At 55.5% G+C, this 16,717-nt stretch carries 22 protein-coding genes; 6 read left to right on the top strand and 16 right to left on the bottom strand.

What is annotated here, in order from left to right:
• Window positions 1-23: 23 nt before the first annotated feature.
• Genes SIB42_RS08685 through SIB42_RS08665 form a run of 5 tightly spaced genes read right to left on the bottom strand, consistent with a single transcriptional unit; the run spans window position 24 to window position 4,584 of the window.
• Window positions 24-815 (bottom strand): metal ABC transporter permease, encoded by a 792-nt coding sequence (locus SIB42_RS08685; RefSeq protein WP_067098265.1) that lies wholly within the window; start codon window positions 813-815, stop codon window positions 24-26.
• Window positions 808-1,509, bottom strand: a complete 702-nt coding sequence (locus tag SIB42_RS08680) for a metal ABC transporter ATP-binding protein (protein ID WP_067098268.1) — start codon at window positions 1,507-1,509, stop codon at window positions 808-810. The genes SIB42_RS08685 and SIB42_RS08680 overlap by 8 nt, the downstream gene beginning before the upstream one ends.
• A 27-nt stretch (window positions 1,510-1,536) precedes the next feature.
• Window positions 1,537-2,922, bottom strand: a complete 1,386-nt coding sequence (locus SIB42_RS08675) for a hypothetical protein (RefSeq protein WP_067098270.1) — start codon at window positions 2,920-2,922, stop codon at window positions 1,537-1,539.
• On the bottom strand, window positions 2,919-3,608 hold the full coding sequence (locus SIB42_RS08670) for a TIGR03943 family putative permease subunit (protein WP_067098424.1): 690 nt from the start codon (window positions 3,606-3,608) through the stop codon (window positions 2,919-2,921). The genes SIB42_RS08675 and SIB42_RS08670 overlap by 4 nt, the downstream gene beginning before the upstream one ends.
• A 16-nt stretch (window positions 3,609-3,624) precedes the next feature.
• Window positions 3,625-4,584, bottom strand: a complete 960-nt coding sequence (locus SIB42_RS08665) for a permease (protein WP_067098273.1) — start codon at window positions 4,582-4,584, stop codon at window positions 3,625-3,627.
• A gap of 156 nt (window positions 4,585-4,740) precedes the next feature.
• On the opposite strand from SIB42_RS08665, the gene SIB42_RS08660 reads away from it, so the two are divergent.
• Window positions 4,741-5,238 carry a hypothetical protein gene (locus SIB42_RS08660; RefSeq protein WP_082825112.1) on the top strand — a complete coding sequence of 166 codons (498 nt, stop codon included), beginning with the start codon at window positions 4,741-4,743 and terminating at the stop codon, window positions 5,236-5,238.
• A gap of 22 nt (window positions 5,239-5,260) precedes the next feature.
• On the opposite strand, the gene SIB42_RS08655 is transcribed toward SIB42_RS08660, so the two are convergent.
• The 7 genes from SIB42_RS08655 to SIB42_RS08625 all read right to left on the bottom strand — a co-directional run bounded on the left by SIB42_RS08655 (window position 5,261) and on the right by SIB42_RS08625 (window position 9,755).
• Window positions 5,261-5,548, bottom strand: a complete 288-nt coding sequence (locus SIB42_RS08655; protein ID WP_067098430.1) for a DUF3721 domain-containing protein — start codon at window positions 5,546-5,548, stop codon at window positions 5,261-5,263.
• A 72-nt stretch (window positions 5,549-5,620) separates the two neighbouring features.
• On the bottom strand, window positions 5,621-6,205 hold the full coding sequence (locus tag SIB42_RS08650; protein ID WP_231856499.1) for a hypothetical protein: 585 nt from the start codon (window positions 6,203-6,205) through the stop codon (window positions 5,621-5,623).
• 75 nt (window positions 6,206-6,280) lie between these two features.
• Window positions 6,281-7,075 (bottom strand): metal ABC transporter permease, encoded by a 795-nt coding sequence (locus SIB42_RS08645; RefSeq protein ID WP_067098433.1) that lies wholly within the window; start codon window positions 7,073-7,075, stop codon window positions 6,281-6,283.
• Window positions 7,076-7,177: 102 nt separating this feature from the next.
• Window positions 7,178-7,918, bottom strand: a complete 741-nt coding sequence (locus SIB42_RS08640) for a metal ABC transporter ATP-binding protein (protein ID WP_067098436.1) — start codon at window positions 7,916-7,918, stop codon at window positions 7,178-7,180.
• A 2-nt stretch (window positions 7,919-7,920) separates the two neighbouring features.
• Complete coding sequence (locus SIB42_RS08635; protein ID WP_067098438.1) at window positions 7,921-8,808, bottom strand: metal ABC transporter substrate-binding protein; 888 nt, start codon at window positions 8,806-8,808, stop codon at window positions 7,921-7,923.
• A 244-nt stretch (window positions 8,809-9,052) separates the two neighbouring features.
• The gene (locus SIB42_RS08630) at window positions 9,053-9,274 is read right to left on the bottom strand and encodes a hypothetical protein (RefSeq protein ID WP_067098278.1); all 222 of its coding nucleotides are present in this window, start codon (window positions 9,272-9,274) and stop codon (window positions 9,053-9,055) included.
• Between the two features lie 271 nt (window positions 9,275-9,545).
• On the bottom strand, window positions 9,546-9,755 hold the full coding sequence (locus SIB42_RS08625) for a DUF2256 domain-containing protein (protein WP_074160786.1): 210 nt from the start codon (window positions 9,753-9,755) through the stop codon (window positions 9,546-9,548).
• A 268-nt stretch (window positions 9,756-10,023) separates the two neighbouring features.
• Between SIB42_RS08625 and SIB42_RS08620 the strand changes: the two genes are divergently transcribed.
• Window positions 10,024-10,287 (top strand): hypothetical protein, encoded by a 264-nt coding sequence (locus tag SIB42_RS08620; RefSeq protein ID WP_067098281.1) that lies wholly within the window; start codon window positions 10,024-10,026, stop codon window positions 10,285-10,287.
• A 209-nt stretch (window positions 10,288-10,496) separates the two neighbouring features.
• On the opposite strand, the gene SIB42_RS08615 is transcribed toward SIB42_RS08620, so the two are convergent.
• On the bottom strand, window positions 10,497-10,661 hold the full coding sequence (locus tag SIB42_RS08615; RefSeq protein ID WP_156485289.1) for a hypothetical protein: 165 nt from the start codon (window positions 10,659-10,661) through the stop codon (window positions 10,497-10,499).
• 599 nt (window positions 10,662-11,260) lie between these two features.
• Here SIB42_RS08615 and SIB42_RS08610 point away from each other — a divergent pair.
• Together SIB42_RS08610 and SIB42_RS08605 are read left to right on the top strand one after the other, a co-directional pair.
• A complete protein-coding gene (locus tag SIB42_RS08610) occupies window positions 11,261-11,500 on the top strand; it encodes a hypothetical protein (RefSeq protein ID WP_231856500.1) in 240 nt (79 codons plus the stop codon).
• A 118-nt stretch (window positions 11,501-11,618) separates the two neighbouring features.
• Window positions 11,619-11,774 carry a hypothetical protein gene (locus SIB42_RS08605; RefSeq protein WP_197459932.1) on the top strand — a complete coding sequence of 52 codons (156 nt, stop codon included), beginning with the start codon at window positions 11,619-11,621 and terminating at the stop codon, window positions 11,772-11,774.
• 115 nt (window positions 11,775-11,889) lie between these two features.
• On the opposite strand, the gene SIB42_RS08600 is transcribed toward SIB42_RS08605, so the two are convergent.
• Together SIB42_RS08600 and SIB42_RS08595 are read right to left on the bottom strand one after the other, a co-directional pair.
• Entirely contained in the window at window positions 11,890-12,243 is a 354-nt protein-coding gene (locus SIB42_RS08600) for a hypothetical protein (RefSeq protein WP_067098286.1), read from the bottom strand.
• Window positions 12,244-12,256: 13 nt separating this feature from the next.
• The gene (locus tag SIB42_RS08595) at window positions 12,257-12,451 is read right to left on the bottom strand and encodes a hypothetical protein (RefSeq protein ID WP_413327815.1); all 195 of its coding nucleotides are present in this window, start codon (window positions 12,449-12,451) and stop codon (window positions 12,257-12,259) included.
• Between the two features lie 408 nt (window positions 12,452-12,859).
• On the opposite strand from SIB42_RS08595, the gene SIB42_RS08590 reads away from it, so the two are divergent.
• Complete coding sequence (locus SIB42_RS08590) at window positions 12,860-13,177, top strand: hypothetical protein (protein ID WP_067098291.1); 318 nt, start codon at window positions 12,860-12,862, stop codon at window positions 13,175-13,177.
• Window positions 13,178-14,151: 974 nt separating this feature from the next.
• Here the strand turns inward: SIB42_RS08590 and SIB42_RS08585 are convergent.
• Complete coding sequence (locus SIB42_RS08585) at window positions 14,152-14,535, bottom strand: hypothetical protein (protein ID WP_197459933.1); 384 nt, start codon at window positions 14,533-14,535, stop codon at window positions 14,152-14,154.
• Between the two features lie 895 nt (window positions 14,536-15,430).
• Between SIB42_RS08585 and SIB42_RS08580 the strand changes: the two genes are divergently transcribed.
• Window positions 15,431-16,594, top strand: a complete 1,164-nt coding sequence (locus SIB42_RS08580; RefSeq protein WP_231856501.1) for a hypothetical protein — start codon at window positions 15,431-15,433, stop codon at window positions 16,592-16,594.
• The last annotated feature ends 123 nt before the right edge of the window (window positions 16,595-16,717 follow it).

The raw sequence follows: 16,717 nt of genomic DNA, 5'->3' as shown, positions 1-16,717 counted from the left end.
ATCATTCTCATTGACTCTGCAAGTCAGCCTGCATTGGCAGGTCGCAGGTTGGGCAGGCAGAGCAAAGCCATACAGACAACACCGATCAGGGGACCCGGAGGAAGATTGAGCGGGACAGCCAACAGGAAACCCACAGCACTGAGGCCCAAACCCACCAGCGCCGACTGCAGCATTGCCGCACGCAGACTTTTCACTCGCCAGAGCCCAGGGAGGACGGGTGCACACAGCAGGCCAATCACCAGAATCACACCCACAGCAGCCATGGCACTCACGATCACCATGGAGGTGACCAGTGCCTGAGCCAGTTGCAAGCCACGGACCGGCAATCCGGAAGCCTGGGCACCCTCGGGATCAACACCCAGAAACACAAGCTGTCGGTAGCGGGTCAGAAGCAACAACGCCATCGCTGCAGCGGCCACAAGAACCCTGTAAAGGTCTGACCAGTCGACGATCAACAAATCCCCGAACAGCAGCGCCTCCAGATCAAGGCGAATGTTGAGCACAGGAATCAAGAGCACACCGAGGCCGAGAAAACCCGCAAGCACCGTGTTGATCACAGCTTCCTGGCCCGCCGGTTGACCCCGCTGCATGCGCTCAGCCGCCAGCGAACCCAGCAACCCGCTGATCACACCGCCAATGGCTGGATCCAGACCGAATGCCACTGCGATGGCGACACCGGGCAAAACAGCATGGGAAATCAGATTCGCTTGCAAAACGCGTCGTTGCGTCACCAGCAACGTGCCGGTAATGGGGCAGAGCACCCCAACGAGCAACGACATCAGCAGCGGCACCAACCAGAGATCGAGCTCACTCATGCCGGTACTCCCGATGCTCAGGCTGGCTGCTGAGCTTGCGACGCACTTCATCGGGGCGACCATCCGCCACGACGCTGACATCAAGAACAAGCACCCGATCGAACAGATCGAGGGAAGCGCCCCAGTCGTGGTTGCTCACCAACAGGGTGTGACCTGAATCAGCGAGTTGACGCATGAGCGCAAGCAGCTGCTCCCGCGACGGCGGATCAATCGCGGCACAGGGTTCATCCAGCAAAAGAACCCGAGACGGCTGCACCAAAGTGCGTGCCAACAACGCCCGTTGCTGCTGTCCTCCCGACAACGCATCCAAGCGACGCGTCGCCAGCGATTCCAGACCGACACGCTGCAATGCCGCTTCCCGGTCGCAACAACCAAAGGAACGGTGACCGATCTCCCCGAGTGCCACAAACTCACGCACGGAGATCGGGAAAGACCAGTCGATCCTGCCCCGCTGCGGCATCAGCACCACCCGATCACGGCAGCTCTGAATCGGCATCCCGTCGCAAGCGACATTGCCGGCGGAGGGGGTCAATCGGCCTTGCAGCAAGTGCAACAGGGTTGATTTGCCGGCACCGTTGGCGCCGACCAGCGCCGTCAGCGTTCCGGCTTCCAGCGTCAACGACACATCATCAACAACGACGCGATCGCCATAGGCGACAGACAGACCTTGCGCGACGAGGGGAGCCACCCTCATGGGCAGTGAGAACGATTCTCAGCCAACTTATCGAGATGGCTTTGAAAAGTCAGTCAAGGCTCCTCCGGCCGGCAGCCAACGCGCCAGCACCGCCGGCTGCTCTAGCACCTCGAGATTGAATGTGCTGCCGGAAATCAGAGCAATCCGTCCATGGTCGGCCGCAGGCTTCTGAACCACAGTCAGCAATTGATCACTCACGGGGTCGTAGTCGAGTACCGACCCTGAGCTCAATCGCCATGGCCCCAGGGAGCGTCGACGCATCTCTTGCCCTTCGCTGTCGAGCTGCAAGAGCACGTCCTCGGTGCGCAGGCCGGCTTCCCGCAACACCAGCCAGAGGCGCTCGCCACCGTTATCGCAGGCCGCCGCCATCACCCCTGCCTCACCCAGCCAAACCTGCTGTGGAGGCCGAGCCGGAATCACCAGCTCTAGAGATCGGCGATAGTCAGGCCAGTGTCGCACTAACAAAGCGCGCCCGGATCCGGAGCAGAAGGCTTTCACCTCCCGACTTCCAGGCAGTGACTGCCTTGATCCTCCTTCCAGGGAAGGATTAAGGGGCAGCAACTCCAAACCGTCGTAAGACGGCAACACCAGTCCGTTGCCATCAGGGAGCAAACGCAGAGGACCACTGGCCTTCAAATCCAGAAGCCGTCGTGCTTTGCCTCTGGACTGAATCCAGGCGCGATCACTGTCTGGCTCAAACCCCCCGAGCTGAACCAGCAATTCACCCAGTTGATTGCTACTTAGATGAGCAAACAGCAGCGATCCTGAGTCTCCGGACTCCAGCTCCTCAAGGCTTCCCAGCACTGGATCCCCAAGACCTTGCTCACGGATGCTCAGAGCCTGTTGATCCAGTTGACGCAGCAGCACCCGCTGCCGTGCCTCGCTGTCGTCGCTGACCAGTGCAACACCGGAGCCATTGCCCAGTGGTTCAATTTGCAGAATGCGTTGCTGCACCGGTGCAAGCGACTGCCATCGTCCGTCTCGCAGGCGCAACTTCAAGCGTTCTCCATCCCCGCTGGGCACCACCGCAAGCAGGTGGGGCCTGGGGTTCCACCACACAACTTGCTTCTTGAGGGGCAACTGCCGCAGATCCTGACCAAGCAGTTCCAGACGTAGAGGCCCCGCAATGGGTTGGCCGGAGTCCACCAGAAGCCGCAGACGATCCTGTCGCCCGAACCAGCTGTGCGGAAGATCTGGAGCCAGTGAACTGGCTGCGACGGTGTCGCGATCCATCGGCCTGCTGAAGATCACATCCAGCGCAGCGGCTCCAGAACGCAGGGGCTGAATGGCCACGGATTGAAGCCAAGGTGGTCGTCGCAACAGGATCTGTTGCTGCACAACAGCCAGTCCAGCCAGAGCCGCAAGACTTCCAAGCAACAGCCGCGGCCTTGCCGATGAGGCCTGGGTGGTCATGGTTCGAGAGGGCGCTCAGGCCTTGGAATCAGTGTCATCTGAGTCGGCTTCACCACACTGACCGGCACCCCATTCCGCTCCTGCACAATCATCGTCCCCTCGATCGAAAACCATTGGTCCGCCTGAGGGTTCGCCTCAGCTGGCCAGTCCACGGGCAGTCCGGCTGGCGTTGCATCCGCGAGGCAGCAACGCACCGTCAAGCGAGCCAGCTGCAAGGGTTCACCGGGTCGATCCAGAACAAAACCACTGATCCGCACAGGATCTCCTGCATGCAACTCCGGATCAGGCTGACTGCGAAGCAGCCGCACCCACTCCGTCAGCGTGCGCTGCTCCGGAGGCAGGAAAAAACTCAGACTCGGTGCCGCCGGAAGACTGTCCGGACGGCTCGCGGCAAGGTCACTGAACGATGGTCGGGGAGGCAGAAGCAAAATCAACAACGCCACTGCTGCGGATAGCAACCAGCCGAGAGGAGCAACAGGCAGGCGACGTCGACCAGCCAGCCGCAGCTGGATCAGTCCAACCAGCATCAGCACCACACCGGCAACGGCGACCACCGGGTGAAAGGCCGCATTCAGCAGCAGATCCAACCGGGAAGACAGGCTGCTCCACACCAGCACCCAACCCCAGAGCGTGAGCACCAGAGGGGGGAGAACAGCTGCCCGACGCAGGTGACGAAAGGATCTCATCGCAGCAGACACCACATCAGAGCTGAATCAGGTTCACCCACTGGCCGATGAGCAGAACCATCAGTGATGCAGACAGCGCTGTGATTGCGATGGCACGCGGAGTGAGCAGAACGGTGAACAATCCGGCCAGTTTGAGATCAACGACCGGTCCAAGCAACAGGAAAGCCAGTAACGCACCTGGCGTGACCTGGGCGGCAAAACCGATTGCCAGAAAAGCGTCCACACTCGAACACACCGAGACCACCAACGCCAGCAGCATCAACGCAAGGACCGACAGCGTTGGCGCACTACCAAGCGCCAGCAGCCAACTGCGCGGCAGCCAGGTTTGCACCACGGCGGCCAGAGCACTGCCGAGCACCAACAACGTGAGCAGGCTGAGGAATTCCCGGGTGCTGTGGGAGAGAAGCTCACGCGGCAAAAGGGCCGTTGATTGGGCTGGCATTGCAGGCTTGGCAGGACCTGCACCGACCAGTCCTATGCGGCGCTCGAGCAACCCGATGCTCGAAAGGGGCTGACTGAGCCTGCGCTCTTCCAGCAGTGCACCCTGAAGCAGGCGGGATTCAGGAATCAGCCCCAGCAGAGCGCTCAAAGCCAGTGCAATTACAAATGCCCCAGCAGGCCTGGCCCAAAGCAACCAGGTTTTATCAGGAAATGCCGCCCAGGTGCTGGCCAGAACAATGGGGTTGAGAACCGGAGCAGCGAAAAGAAAGCCGAATCCCGTACCTAGAGGAGCACCGCTGGCCAAGAGGCGACGAGCCACCGGCACATTGCCGCATTCACAGGCCGGGAGCGCAAACCCGAGCAAGGCTCCAACGATTGGTGCGAGCAGGGGATGTCGTGGCAGACGTCGAACCCAGGCCGACTGGGGAACCAGCCAGCGAGCGAGACCGGCAATGGTGACTCCCAACATCAAAAAGGGAAGTGCCTCGATCAGCAGGCCTTGGAAGATGGCCCAACCGGTTGCGACACGCGTCATTCAGACCTGAGCACTTCAGCTCCAACCGTTAGTTGTTTGCTGCTCAACGTAGGAAGCAACGTCAGCAATGTCGACATCACTCTGTTGGTGAATGAACAGCGGCAGAGAACAGACAGCCGCATGCATCACCACTAACGTCCGAGGAGAGACGTCGTCTTGGAATTCATGCTGCGACTCTCGCTGCGATGGGGGCTGAGTTTGCTAATTGCGGGCGCTCTGCTCTGGTCTCCCGGAGAAGCCATGGCCTGCATTCCAGGTTTGCAGTGGGGCATGGACAGCTCCACCGTTGAACAGCGTCTGGAGGTGTCTCTGGAAACAGCGCGTTCCCTGGACGCAGATTCGTCAGCTATTTATCGCGTCAGCAACCAGCACATCGGTGAAATCCCTGTTGAAAAGCTGGATCTGCGCTTTGGCAATCAAGGGCTGGAACAACTGGTCTACAGCTTGCCCAGCGAATCGATGACGGAAGTGCTGGCAGGGCTCAGAACTCGTTATGGCTCGCCTGTCAGCACAATAATCAAAAACTCAGATCAAGTCCCTCAACAGGTCTGGATCTGGAATACAGAAGACGACTGCATCACGGCGGTGAGAGCCGAGGATCAAAAATTTTTACTCAGCTACCGACCAAGCCGGCTCAGACCATCACTGCTTTGATGGCCTGAGGCGGCCAGCGCAATCAGTGAGCGCCGTGACCATGCGCTGAACAGGGCATCCACTGATTGCCCATCTTGTGAGCGCCCGTGCAATTGAAGCCTGGGGCAGCTGCTTCAGCCTCAGCTTGAGTGCTGAACATGGCTTTTTTGCCCTGTGCAGTGGTCTTGGTCGTGGACTGACCAGACAGCAGGGTGCCGGTGTGGTCATCGCCTGGGACATGGTGGGCCCGGGCTGATTGTGCTCCCACGAGTGTGAGTGCGGCCAGTGCGACCAGGGAACCCCTAACGACGGGTCGGTTGGTGAGGAGCATCAGGCTGGACAACGCAGATGTGTTTCTAACATTCTCCAACATCATCCAAGCCTCTGTGCAGCCCTTTACGAACTAGCGAGCATCAAATGGTGCGGACGAGTGATGCAGCACGATGCGAACCGAGCCATCCATTTCACGGATGAACGTCCAGGTTTTCTCAGGAGCCGCCGTCTGTCCTTCGGCATCAGTGACGATCACCTGACCCATGGTGTTTGCAGTGTTACCAAACAGCTGCACCACTTCGTCTTTGATCTCGCACTTGACCCAGTGGCGATAGGTGGCGAATCCCAGCTTCTTGCCACGGAAGAGGGGGATCGAAGGATCGGGTCCCACGAAGTAAGCCAGAGCCCCATCGCGGGTTGTTCGGAACGTGTCTGGTCCTGTGGCATAGGTGGGCTTAAACGCCACAGGCCCGTAGTTGTAGGCATACGCCGTGTCGATCACGGCAGCAGCTTTGGCTTTGGCCGCGTCATAGCCACCGTTCTGATAAGCGGCACTTATGGCCAGCAGAGCATCGCACCAACCTTCTTGAATTTGATTGACTTCAGCTTCAGTGATTGCAGTGTTGAAAACCTGAACCACAGGCTTGGCCTGAACCTGCGCACCAACAAGGGATGAGACCGCAACAGCGGCAGCGGCAACTGATGAACGTCGCAATAAAGTCATAGGAATGTCGTTACTAAGAGATATTTAGCTAGAGAGCGTTGATGTGCACAGGAACGGGGCCAAGCCTCAGGAGGACGGTCGACAGAGGATTCCGTGACGCGGCGCCAGCAGGAACGCCAGCAGGAAAAGACCGGTCTGAACCAGAACGATGCAGCCAGCCGTGGAGCTGTCGGTCCAGTAGCTGAGATAAACGCCCAGAAGACTGGACAGCACACTGCTGCCGATCGCCAGCCAGGTCATGCGATCAAAGCGATCAGTGAGAAGGTAGGCCGTCGCACCCGGTGTCACCAACATGGCCACCACAAGGATGATGCCAACGGTTTGCAGGCCGGCGACCGCCGCAAGCGACAACACCGACAGCAGCAGGTAATGGAGGAAACCGGTGTTGATCCCGATCGAGCGGGCATGGGTGGGATCGAAGCAGAACAGCAGCAGATCACGTCGGAACAGCAGCAGCAGCGCCACTACGACAAGGCAGATCATCCAGGTCTGCTGGATGTCAGCCGCGGAAATCCCCAGCACGTTGCCGAACAGAATCTGAGTGAGATCGATATTGCTGCGCGTTTTGGAGACCAGCACCAAACCAAGAGCGAAGAAGCCTGTGAAAACAAGGCCAATCACCGTGTCTTCCTTGATGCGCGACTTCTGCTTCACGAAACCGATGGTGGCCACCGATCCCACACCGAACACAAAGGCTCCCAAGGAAAAAGGCAATCCCAGGGCATAGGCCAACACCACACCGGGAAGAACGGCATGGGATACGGCATCACCCATCAGGGCCCATCCCTTCAGCGTCATGTAGCAGGAGAGCAAACCGCAGACTCCGCCAACAAGTGCACTGATCATCAGCGCTCGCACCATGAAGTCATGACGCAGAGGCTCCAGCAGGACGTCAGGCAATGTTGTGCCCCCTCTGATACGTGCGCTGTTTCAGCAAACAGGCCATCCGACAGACGGTGAAGATCACTGGGTCTGCCCCCGCAGCACATCAGGTGGAAGACCACCAAAGGCCTGCGAGAGATTTTCCGGAGTGAAGACCTCCGATGTTTCTCCGTAGGCCAGCACGGTCTTATTGATCAGCACCACCAGATCACAGAAATCACGCACATGGCTGAGGTCATGAGTCGAGATCAGGATCGAACAGGACTGCTTACGCAATTGCAGAAACAATTCCGCCATCAGCTTTTCAGTGCGCACATCAACGCCACTGAATGGCTCATCGAGCAGCAGAACAGAAGCTCTCTGGGCAATCGCCCTGGCCAGAAATGCTCGCTTGCGCTGACCACCGGACAACGAAGAAAGGGGGCGATCTCTCAAATCCAGCAGTTCCACCCGCTCGAGCGCATTACGGACCGCCAGGCGATCGGACTGGCGAGGAATGCGCAACAGATTCATGGAGCCATAGCGGCCCATCATCACCACATCCCAGACAGACACAGGGAAATCGCAATCGATACCCTCGCTCTGGGGTACATAGGCCACAGCCTGCTCCCGCTGAGCTTCAGCCACCTTGAGTCCGTTGATGCGGATCTGTCCCCGGGACGGACGAACAAAGCCGGTGAGTGCTTTGAACAGGGTGGTTTTACCAGCTCCGTTCATCCCCACCATTCCGCAGATGCAACCGGCAGGCAGCGTCAGCGACGCGTCGTAAAGCGCAACGGAGCCGTTGTAATCAACGCAGAGCTGATCGGCTGCGATCCGAATCGTCATGGCTTTGGATCGGCGGCGGAACCCAGCCCTGCTCGAATGAGTTTCACATTGTGGCGCTGCAGATCAAGCAGGGTGGCGGCAGGACCGTTGCGATCTGACAAGGAATCAACATAAAAACTGCCGCCGAAACGACTGCCAGATGCCCTGGCAACCTCGCGCTGGGCCTTGTCACTGACAGTGGTTTCACAGAACACGGCAGGGACCTGATCTCGCTTCACGCGTTCAATCAACCGGCCCATGCGACGTGGTGAGATCTGACTTTCTGCGTTGACGGGCCAGAGATAGGCCTCTTCAAGGTCGTAATCGCGCGCCAGATAACTGAAAGCGCCTTCACAGGTCACGAGCAGGCGCTGACCAGCAGGCAGAACCTTCAAGCTCTTGCGCAGCTCCGCATCCAGTTCCTGAAGACGACCTTTGTATGCCTCTGCATTGGCCTCGTATTGGTGCGCACCCTCGGGATCAAGCGTCGAAAAAGCCTTAACCAAGCGGTCGACGTAATGCTGGGCAGCTTTGGGAGACATCCAGGCATGCGGATTGGGGCGACCGGCGTAGGCGTCCTCTCCGATCAAGAGCGGTTCAATGCCATCAGTGAGCGTCACCGAGGGCACATCACCTGCCGCTTCCGTGAAACGCCTGGCCCAGAGTTCAAGACCGAGTCCGTTTTCAAGAATCAGATCGGCACCGGCAGCGCGCTCGATATCGCTGGGCGTGAATTCATAACCATGAATCTCCGCCCCGGGCTTGGTGATGGACTCCACCTGCAGCCTGTCGCCAGCAACATTGCGGGCCATGTCAGCGAGGATCGTGAAAGTCGTCAGCACCTTGGGGCGACTGCTCTGAGCCGAACGATCTGAGCCACGACCCTGCTGAGAAGGATCCCCCACACTGGGAGCCCCCAGCCGAGTCGAGCTATTGCAGGCAGCCGTGATGAAAAAGAGACTGATCCAGGTAGTGACAAGAGGCAGGCCCCGCTTCAACAAATCGAGCTCACCATTGCGTGACACCTCTATATCTACCTTAAAGAATGACACCCATCATTTGATTCTTCCTTTTCCTGAGATCGAGCTGAGATATTCCAATCAAACAAAGAGATACAGCCCAGGCAATGATGCCCGAGACAGCATGCAATCAGTCATCAAAATCGTGAGCATGCTTGTGCATAGATTCCACTATCAGATAGTGCATCAGCACCTTCAGTTCCATAGCACTATGATGTACAACAAGACGCTGAATCGCATAATACACGATCAACATCACTGGCAAAATCATAACATTGATAAACTCAAACATGACTTCTATGAATACATCTCGGCGGAGATGAGCCGCCTGAATGAATGCTTCAAACAACATGATGACTCAGATCAATCGTTCCAGCCGCATTCACGTGATCTACGCGCACCGACTCAAAACGGCACGATGAACTCACGCCACATGTAGTGGCCGACAACTCCGAGCGAAGACACACTGCGACAGAGGGGCCAACGCAAAGCCCATCCGCTCGCTCGATGGCGCTAGATATGGGGCTTGCGCAAAGACGCACACCAGACCTATTGGTAGAAGGGTGAATGGGAGGCGGCATCAGCCGCGGCGACCCCATTCCAGGGCCGGGTGTTGGGGACTTTCAATCACCGGCTTCTGACTCCCCGATCAGTGATCGGGGATTTTTTTGACGCCTGCAGCGCTCGGAGCAGTAGCGCACCTCATCCCAGACGTCCTTCCATTTCTTGCGCCACTGAAAAGGCCGGCCACAGACCGGACAGGTTTTCACGGGGCGATCGCGAGGGCGAACCCCAGAGACAACACCCGATCGCTCTCTTCGCTGCCTACCCATCAGCGCTAACGAGCACGAAAAGTCACAAAACCAATTCAAAAGTTAGGGCAACTGGCCAGCAATTCGAGACTCTGATCCAACCTGATCAGATGAAGTCCCGCGACGCAGACAGGATCGACGCCAACACCATCACGCAAAATTGACCAGGCTCCAGCCAATCGAAGTATAATTCTTTAGGAAAAATAAATACTTATTTGAGATTTAAGAAGCTGCTGAACTGGCTCCAGGCATTGGTCATAGTTTGAACACATTCGGTTTCTGACGTGGTATGGCTCTGCATCATTCGGCACCGTCCTGCTTCATGCACTGGAGCGTTCAGCGCGTGACCAACAACCTGTTTTCGGTGTCAGCAACCAGCGATGGCCTCGATTACACCCATGTGGGCAATTACCGGTCCGTGGAAGATGCCAACCGGGCTGGTCGACGCTTCGTATTAGCCAGAGCACATGAACATGGCCACAACAACCCTGAGAGATCGGGAGTCACACTCCATCAACATCGTCAACGAACCAGCAACGCGCTGGCTGGCTAATCAAAGCTGATGAGCCCTAAGTTCATGATCAGAGTGAAGAGCTTGAGATATTGCGTCAGGCACTAAAAGCCTCGCCAGGAGGGCAAGACAGCATTAGTTCAACATTGATCTGCAATTCGGATTGGTCTTGACACTGATCGCTCGCGAATCGGGATTGAAGCAGTCGTCGATCGTTGATGAACGCACAATCTGCACATCGAAGAGTGTCATCAGCTGATTTCTGGAGGTCGTTCAGGGATGGAAAGGTCTCGCTCCTGCATCACCCGTTGTTGAAGCTCACTAAAGCGCTCATCCCGATCCAGTACAGAAAACCAGCGACGCCTTCCACCCACAACAATGAAATCTTTGGGCTTCGCGGTCTTTTCATTTGCCATGGAATTGGCTCCTTTGCTGACTGAGGCGGGCTTGTCGCCATAAGTTGACAAGAACCTAACGAAGCGGTGATTGCGATGAAGACCGAATCAGCTCTTTTTCAGCGGAGCTTAAGGTTTCAGTAAGACTTGAGACACAACAGGTCATGATTCACCCGAAAGTGTAATCAAACAGACCAATCAATGAGGTTCCTCATGAGCCATTGAACTGGATCGACATCTACTTAACGACGCTGATTCATGCCAACAATTGACGAGTAATGCATGGACCAATGGAAATGATTAGTCAGTTCGAAATCCGCTTCCCTTGATGACTGCCAACAACTCCATGTTTTTTCTCCACTGAGGGTTGTGCTCAAATCAGCGACCGACAGGCCCGAGTCCATGAACTCCAGAACAATGACTCTGTGCTTGAGATGAAAAGAATGTGGAGGACTCTTGCCGAAGCGGTCTGGTGATCCTGATGGTCTTGCTGGTCATCCTCGTGGTGGTGTTTTTGGGCCTTGGCAGAGCCTGACGACACACTTGCGGCAGCCCAGGCTGTTAAGCGAGGGATCACTGAAAAACCTGGGGAACCGTGTGATCTGCAACAAAACGTTTGAATGATCCCGATACCTTGCAGCCATTCCGCACTGGTGATCGACATGAAAGGCAGCATCCAACTCACCACCGAGCAGCAATTTCAGATCGAGCAGTTCAATCGTGCTCTCGACACAACCCAGGACCCGGAACAGCTTCGTCACTTAGCCAGACAACTCATGCAGGCCTGGCAGACCCAGAAAGCGGCAACCTGCTGGGTGCTCAAACAGGACATGCCTCCACTCATGGCGCCGAATGGATGATGCCGCCAGTCTTGGCCTCCATTGCCTAAAAATCACCTGTTTTCAGTGTCCAATGAACCTTCTGAGCCCCACAACTGGCTGACCAGCACGATTAGGGTTTTCTCAGATTGGTTCATCCATGGTTGAGCTTTACCTGAACGCAAAGCTGCATAGCTGCATCACCGAAGATGCTTACCGATCGGTGCTCACGCTGAAGGATCTCGACGACCAAGATCTCAAGTTGCGCAGAGACCTGCTCAAGCAGGTTGACAATGGATCGATCAGGCTGACCTGACAACCCAAAAAATTTTGTTTGAGCCCAACGACCCAAGCTTCTGGAGGTTTCTCCTGGGCATTTTCGCACTGCTTTTGGGATGTTCTTTGGCCTGGTTGATCTTCAATCTCTAACTTCAGCTGATCAACATCCAAAGCAACGACACAACGGCGATACTGACGCCAGCAGCCAACAGAGTCAGCAACAACACACTCCCCCCGGCGAACCAAAGCAGTCGTCGGAATGTCTGGGGGAAGAGAAGATGAAGGCTCAACCCCAGAGCAACAGGCCAAAGGGGTGGAATCAGCACACAGACGACGGTGAAAAGGCCAAGCTTCAGACGTCTTTGTGAGTGCTGCGCCTGCTCTTGTCGGATCAACAGCTGCTCATGCTCAAGCTGCTCAAGTTCGTCGTCACTCAGCCAGCGACCCATTTCGCGAGCGTGGTTCAGCTCCCGCTCCAACTGCTGAGATGACATCGAATTGGCCATTCCATGATGCTATTCAGCGATGGTTACGAGTGTCGCTCTTAAGCCAGGACCGTTCAAGTGAGGCGCGCACCTGATCAGGGTCGAGCGATTCCAACCGCTGCTGAGCCTTCAGTTTGGAACGGAACGGACCTGTAAGCCGCCAGAAGCGCAGTGCAGAGGCAACAGCCACAACGGCCCAAGCAACCAGGATCAAGCGGGGATCATGCAAGTTCATCGACATCCATTGGCATGACAGAAAGCGGTTGTTTCAACTGGGAGTGTGACCAACCTTTGGCCAAGCGGTGAGGTGACCCGATGGCGGCAGATGCCCGAGAGACCTGAGATCCCTGCATCAAAATAGATGGATAAGGCTGGCTCACGGACAGGCTTCAAAGACCCAAAAGACATAGATCGTTCTAGGGAAGAAGGCATCAAGCCTGCGGAAACTGGACACAACAGTCACTCACTGCAGCAATACAACACGACGCAACGTCAGACGAAACAGACAAGAACGACAAGGGAATAAGACTTGCCAAGAGGCCAGAAGACATGAATCACAGTCAGATGCCAACTCCCATTCAAGAATTTCCAAAGAACTAGGCTTGATCAGTAAGAAGCACACGCTCAGCTCAACGCAATGAAAACTCTTCCAATTTTTCTAGCGTTCGTAGTGAGCAGCTTGACGGCATGCGACAACAACTATCAGTCAGTGTTACAAGCAGAGAAAGCATGCGAAAACTGGGCTCGCCAAGGCATTGCATTCACCCTTGAGCCAAGCGGATACCTCGAGAGTATCGAATACAAGGGTGCAACAACCAATCGATTCTGTGAGAAGAAAGAGATCCAATACATCGGCTACGTGTTTGATCTGCCAGACGCTGACAAACCTGTTTTTGCCGATGAGTTAATGAAACTTCGAGGCGATGCCAAACCCATTCAAAAATTCAGATGGTGAATAAATCCACAGATCTCAAGCCAATGCTCATTCATTGAGCACGCTAAAGATAGCAACCTTCTAATCATGACGTATGAGCAAGAGATCATCATTAAATGCGCGATCAAGGGAACTCTCGGAGGCCTAGACAAAAAGATGACAGCCGAGGAGCTCGATGAATTATTGAATGGCTCACAAGACTGGAGAAAGCACTTAGTGATTGAGGAGATCACAGAAGTTGCAACCATCCATGCGGGGCGGAGACGCCCAGAAATCGAATAGCGCGGAGTTTTTCAGCATTGAATCCATCAAGCAGTGCTGATGTTGCTACCAAGCGCATCAGTGGGGAGCTTGGTCATCTCGATAGATCTTGATTGAAGGACGCCATGGCATAACGACTGGCGCAACTGTATTTGAAAATTGGTTAAGGAGTCTGGCAATCAAACACAGGTTCGCAACGATTAGCCAATCAGAAGTGTTTCTATGCCAAGCAAGCATCAAAAAAGTGACGACGATTACATTGTGATCGGCGGCAAGAGGCGTTGGTTCGACACACCAATGTCGCCAGAGGATTCACCAACCAAACAAGACGCTTATTCTGAACAGACGTCATCAAGAAAGAAGAGCACTGTCGCATGACAGGTCGCTGGTCTGAGTTAATGATGCACGAGCCTTTTCAATGCCTCATCTGTAGTCAATCCGTTGGAGGCTCGATGGAAACGTATTGGATTCGCCATGGCCATATGTTCTGTTCGCCATGCTGGAGCGGAGTTCCACCCCTGGACGAACAACTGCCAGAGCAAAGACTTGCAACCCAACGTCGTTTACTGATGCTGATCAAACACCGACGTTGCCACATCTAATTAAGTCACACATTGTTTCAGCAATTGAATTGATGCGCCGATGTCATTGATGCCCATGACTTAACCCGTAGCTTTGCGATCACTGCAATCGTCTTTATTGGAATGGGTTGTCCTAAGCACGATGATCAATTCTTAGGCATTCCACGAATCTGACTCGTCGTCATCGGGTGGCCCAACCAAGAGCACATCACAATCGCGCTGATTCACTTGAATAACCAGGATTCGTCTCGGGGATTCGTCATAGCCTTTCTTTGCGGTTGCAACAGCCTCAACAACATCATCCATCGTCATAATGGCTCCTCTCTGCAAGTCTGATTGAGCCTCCTTCCACAACTGAGCGAATTCCTCTCCGGAGTTCATCAGCATTTTGTGCATGGCTTTCTCTGCTCCCCGTTCTTTCGCAAGAGCAATGAACTGTTTCACCAGTGGACTCGACATCGCCGACGAAACTCTGAGATGAGTCGAGAGGCCTGAAAGAGTCGTCTGCATGACTTCGTTCTGCTGATCGATCACCACGCACTCGGCACTGAGGTCAAACGCAGTCCTGTTGCTCAGTCGCAGCCAATGCGGCTCGATGTCACTCCAATTGCGCTTCATCGCATGATTCTGGCTGATGTGACAAGGGCAATCCCTGGGGACATTGCTCGAGCCGGGATTGAGAAATAGGCATTAAGCCTTAATCGTCGAAAAGAAAAAAAGCGTCCATAGTCAGGAACCGCAAGGAGCCCCATGAAAGAACTGCACCTGTCGCTCCCCCTATTCGGATGCACGGTTGCACTTGCCGTCATGGTGATGACCTTCGTGGTGAAAGCAACTGCCTAAAGAGGGCTATGTCGTCGGACAGTTCTGTCAGTCGACCCGTCAGTGGGCCAGTCAGTCTTCCACGCTGAACAGTAAAAAAGGGGCATCCCGCTGCCCCTCCTTGTTGTTAGCGGGATCCCGTCCAAGGAAGCACGCTGAAGCAAGAGCAAAGATTTATACAAGGATTCGTGGCTTGAGGCACAGGCGGCAAGGACTCGCAGCGCCCGTTCCAGCCCTTGGCGAACCAAGGCCAGATGGCCAGGATTCAGCAGCTGCAGGCCACCTCGAGGCAAGCCCACGGCATGACGAAGCGCCGTGACTTGTGTCATTCAACGGACTGGCTGAACGGTAACTGGCACAGTTTCACTCAAGTGGCTAGCTTGAATCGGTGAGGAGAAATGCTCACGGGGTGGAAACAAGGACACACTCCCGCAGAGTTTTCAAAACCCCTGCCTGCGGCGGGGGTTTCTTTTTGATGATCGTCAAGACCATGGCACGCGGATCGTCGAGTTGAAGCCCCAACGATCAGAGCGCAGGATGCTCAGCTCATGGCGGCAATTCAACAGACAGCAAACCCGACTTGCTTTGGACTCTGATCGAAACGATTAAGGTGCCAGCCCTCGGGATGGGGAACTTGACGCACCAGCTGAATAATCGGGTGGTCGTGATCTGCCGTTCAGACGAAAGCTCGTGGCGACCGAACGGGATCAAGGGAGCACCGATCGAGTCGTATTCGATCGTCATTGATCCAATCACGAGGAAGATTCGCAGCGATCGCAGACCGGAAAGCTGCCTACAAAGCTTCAGCCACAGCGCCAACGGCACGCTGATCGAATTGTCCAGCGAGGGGACAGGGGTGATTGCCATTGACACCCTTGACCTGCCGCGCAGCACTTTGGCGGTGGTACGTCTGATTTCCAATAGCCAGGGTCACGATATCCACCTGGTTGAAGGAGTGAAAGCTGAGGATTTATCGGCTTACAACTGGAGCCTGGAGGGCAAAGAGAGATTTCAGCTATTCAGGGATCCAGCTCCACCCGCGGGCTGGGTGGGAGACCTCAATGACTGGCGCAGCAGCGATCTCTATCGATCCCATCAGCAGAATTTCGATCATCGGCTGGACCAAGAATTCGCTTCAGCGGTGCACGCCCTCTCAATTCACATCACTGCCGATGATCAGAGACTTTTTGATGACTTCATCACCCGTGCCTGCGCTGAGAACACCGGCTTGTTCTGGGACATTCGCAAAGCTGCAGCCACTTATGCACTACAGGGAAGCTTCAGCCAGAACGACCTAAACCGAATGGTTTATCTGGCACAGGAGGGTATCGCTCCTGCTGAACGGTGCCTTGAGTACACAGCTCAGCAGTTCCTCAAAGCCCTCTTCGATCACTGCAAGCAGAACTCAGAAGCCCTGAGTGATGAGCAGATCTGGGATGCTCAAACCCGGTGCGACCTGCTGAAGCTCGATCAGCTCATGTCCATCGTGCAAACCAAGTCGAGATACAAACCGTTCCTGTACCAGTGGCTGTGGCGACTCGACGGCAAGCCCGATCCAAGCCTGATCGAAAACCCCGACCTTTACGAGATCTACCGCGAGGAATTGATCGCTGATCGTGGCAAGGTCATGGTCGCCTTTGGAGTTGATGGTGCTCTGGAAGTCGACTATCGCGACCAGGTGATCAACTCCATGCTTCGAGATGACGGCTGGACCCTGGTGGAGACTGACCGATTCGAAGAGGAGGAACAACGACGACGAGCGGGCGAGTTGTAGCTCATCAACGGCATCACCCCTAGCTTGAGTCTCCATTGGTTCTGCTCAGCAGACAAGCTCACCTTGAAACGCATTGACGGTCGAGTGCTGATTGGTGTGATCGGAGTGTTTCTCTTGGCGGCT

The sequence above is a fragment of the Synechococcus sp. MIT S9508 genome, from assembly GCF_047303045.1.
GTDB lineage: Bacteria > Cyanobacteriota > Cyanobacteriia > PCC-6307 > Cyanobiaceae > Synechococcus_C.
This window is presented reverse-complemented; position numbering and strand designations above follow the sequence as displayed.

Excerpts from the sequence above, each read along its gene's own strand:
- SIB42_RS08630 (WP_067098278.1), bottom strand. The coding sequence starts at position 9,274 with ATGTTGTTTGAAGCATTCATTCAGGCGGCTCATCTCCGCCGAGATGTA.
- SIB42_RS08605 (WP_197459932.1), top strand. The coding sequence starts at position 11,619 with ATGGTTGAGCTTTACCTGAACGCAAAGCTGCATAGCTGCATCACCGAA.
- SIB42_RS08655 (WP_067098430.1), bottom strand. The coding sequence starts at position 5,548 with ATGCTCCTCACCAACCGACCCGTCGTTAGGGGTTCCCTGGTCGCACTG.
- SIB42_RS08600 (WP_067098286.1), bottom strand. The coding sequence starts at position 12,243 with ATGGCCAATTCGATGTCATCTCAGCAGTTGGAGCGGGAGCTGAACCAC.
- SIB42_RS08665 (WP_067098273.1), bottom strand. The coding sequence starts at position 4,584 with ATGACGCGTGTCGCAACCGGTTGGGCCATCTTCCAAGGCCTGCTGATC.
- SIB42_RS08670 (WP_067098424.1), bottom strand. The coding sequence starts at position 3,608 with ATGAGATCCTTTCGTCACCTGCGTCGGGCAGCTGTTCTCCCCCCTCTG.
- SIB42_RS08645 (WP_067098433.1), bottom strand. The coding sequence starts at position 7,075 with ATGGTGCGAGCGCTGATGATCAGTGCACTTGTTGGCGGAGTCTGCGGT.
- SIB42_RS08675 (WP_067098270.1), bottom strand. The coding sequence starts at position 2,922 with ATGACCACCCAGGCCTCATCGGCAAGGCCGCGGCTGTTGCTTGGAAGT.
- SIB42_RS08625 (WP_074160786.1), bottom strand. The coding sequence starts at position 9,755 with ATGGGTAGGCAGCGAAGAGAGCGATCGGGTGTTGTCTCTGGGGTTCGC.
- SIB42_RS08680 (WP_067098268.1), bottom strand. The coding sequence starts at position 1,509 with ATGAGGGTGGCTCCCCTCGTCGCGCAAGGTCTGTCTGTCGCCTATGGC.
- SIB42_RS08615 (WP_156485289.1), bottom strand. The coding sequence starts at position 10,661 with ATGGCAAATGAAAAGACCGCGAAGCCCAAAGATTTCATTGTTGTGGGT.
- SIB42_RS08685 (WP_067098265.1), bottom strand. The coding sequence starts at position 815 with ATGAGTGAGCTCGATCTCTGGTTGGTGCCGCTGCTGATGTCGTTGCTC.
- SIB42_RS08610 (WP_231856500.1), top strand. The coding sequence starts at position 11,261 with ATGATCCCGATACCTTGCAGCCATTCCGCACTGGTGATCGACATGAAA.
- SIB42_RS08620 (WP_067098281.1), top strand. The coding sequence starts at position 10,024 with ATGGCTCTGCATCATTCGGCACCGTCCTGCTTCATGCACTGGAGCGTT.
- SIB42_RS08590 (WP_067098291.1), top strand. The coding sequence starts at position 12,860 with ATGAAAACTCTTCCAATTTTTCTAGCGTTCGTAGTGAGCAGCTTGACG.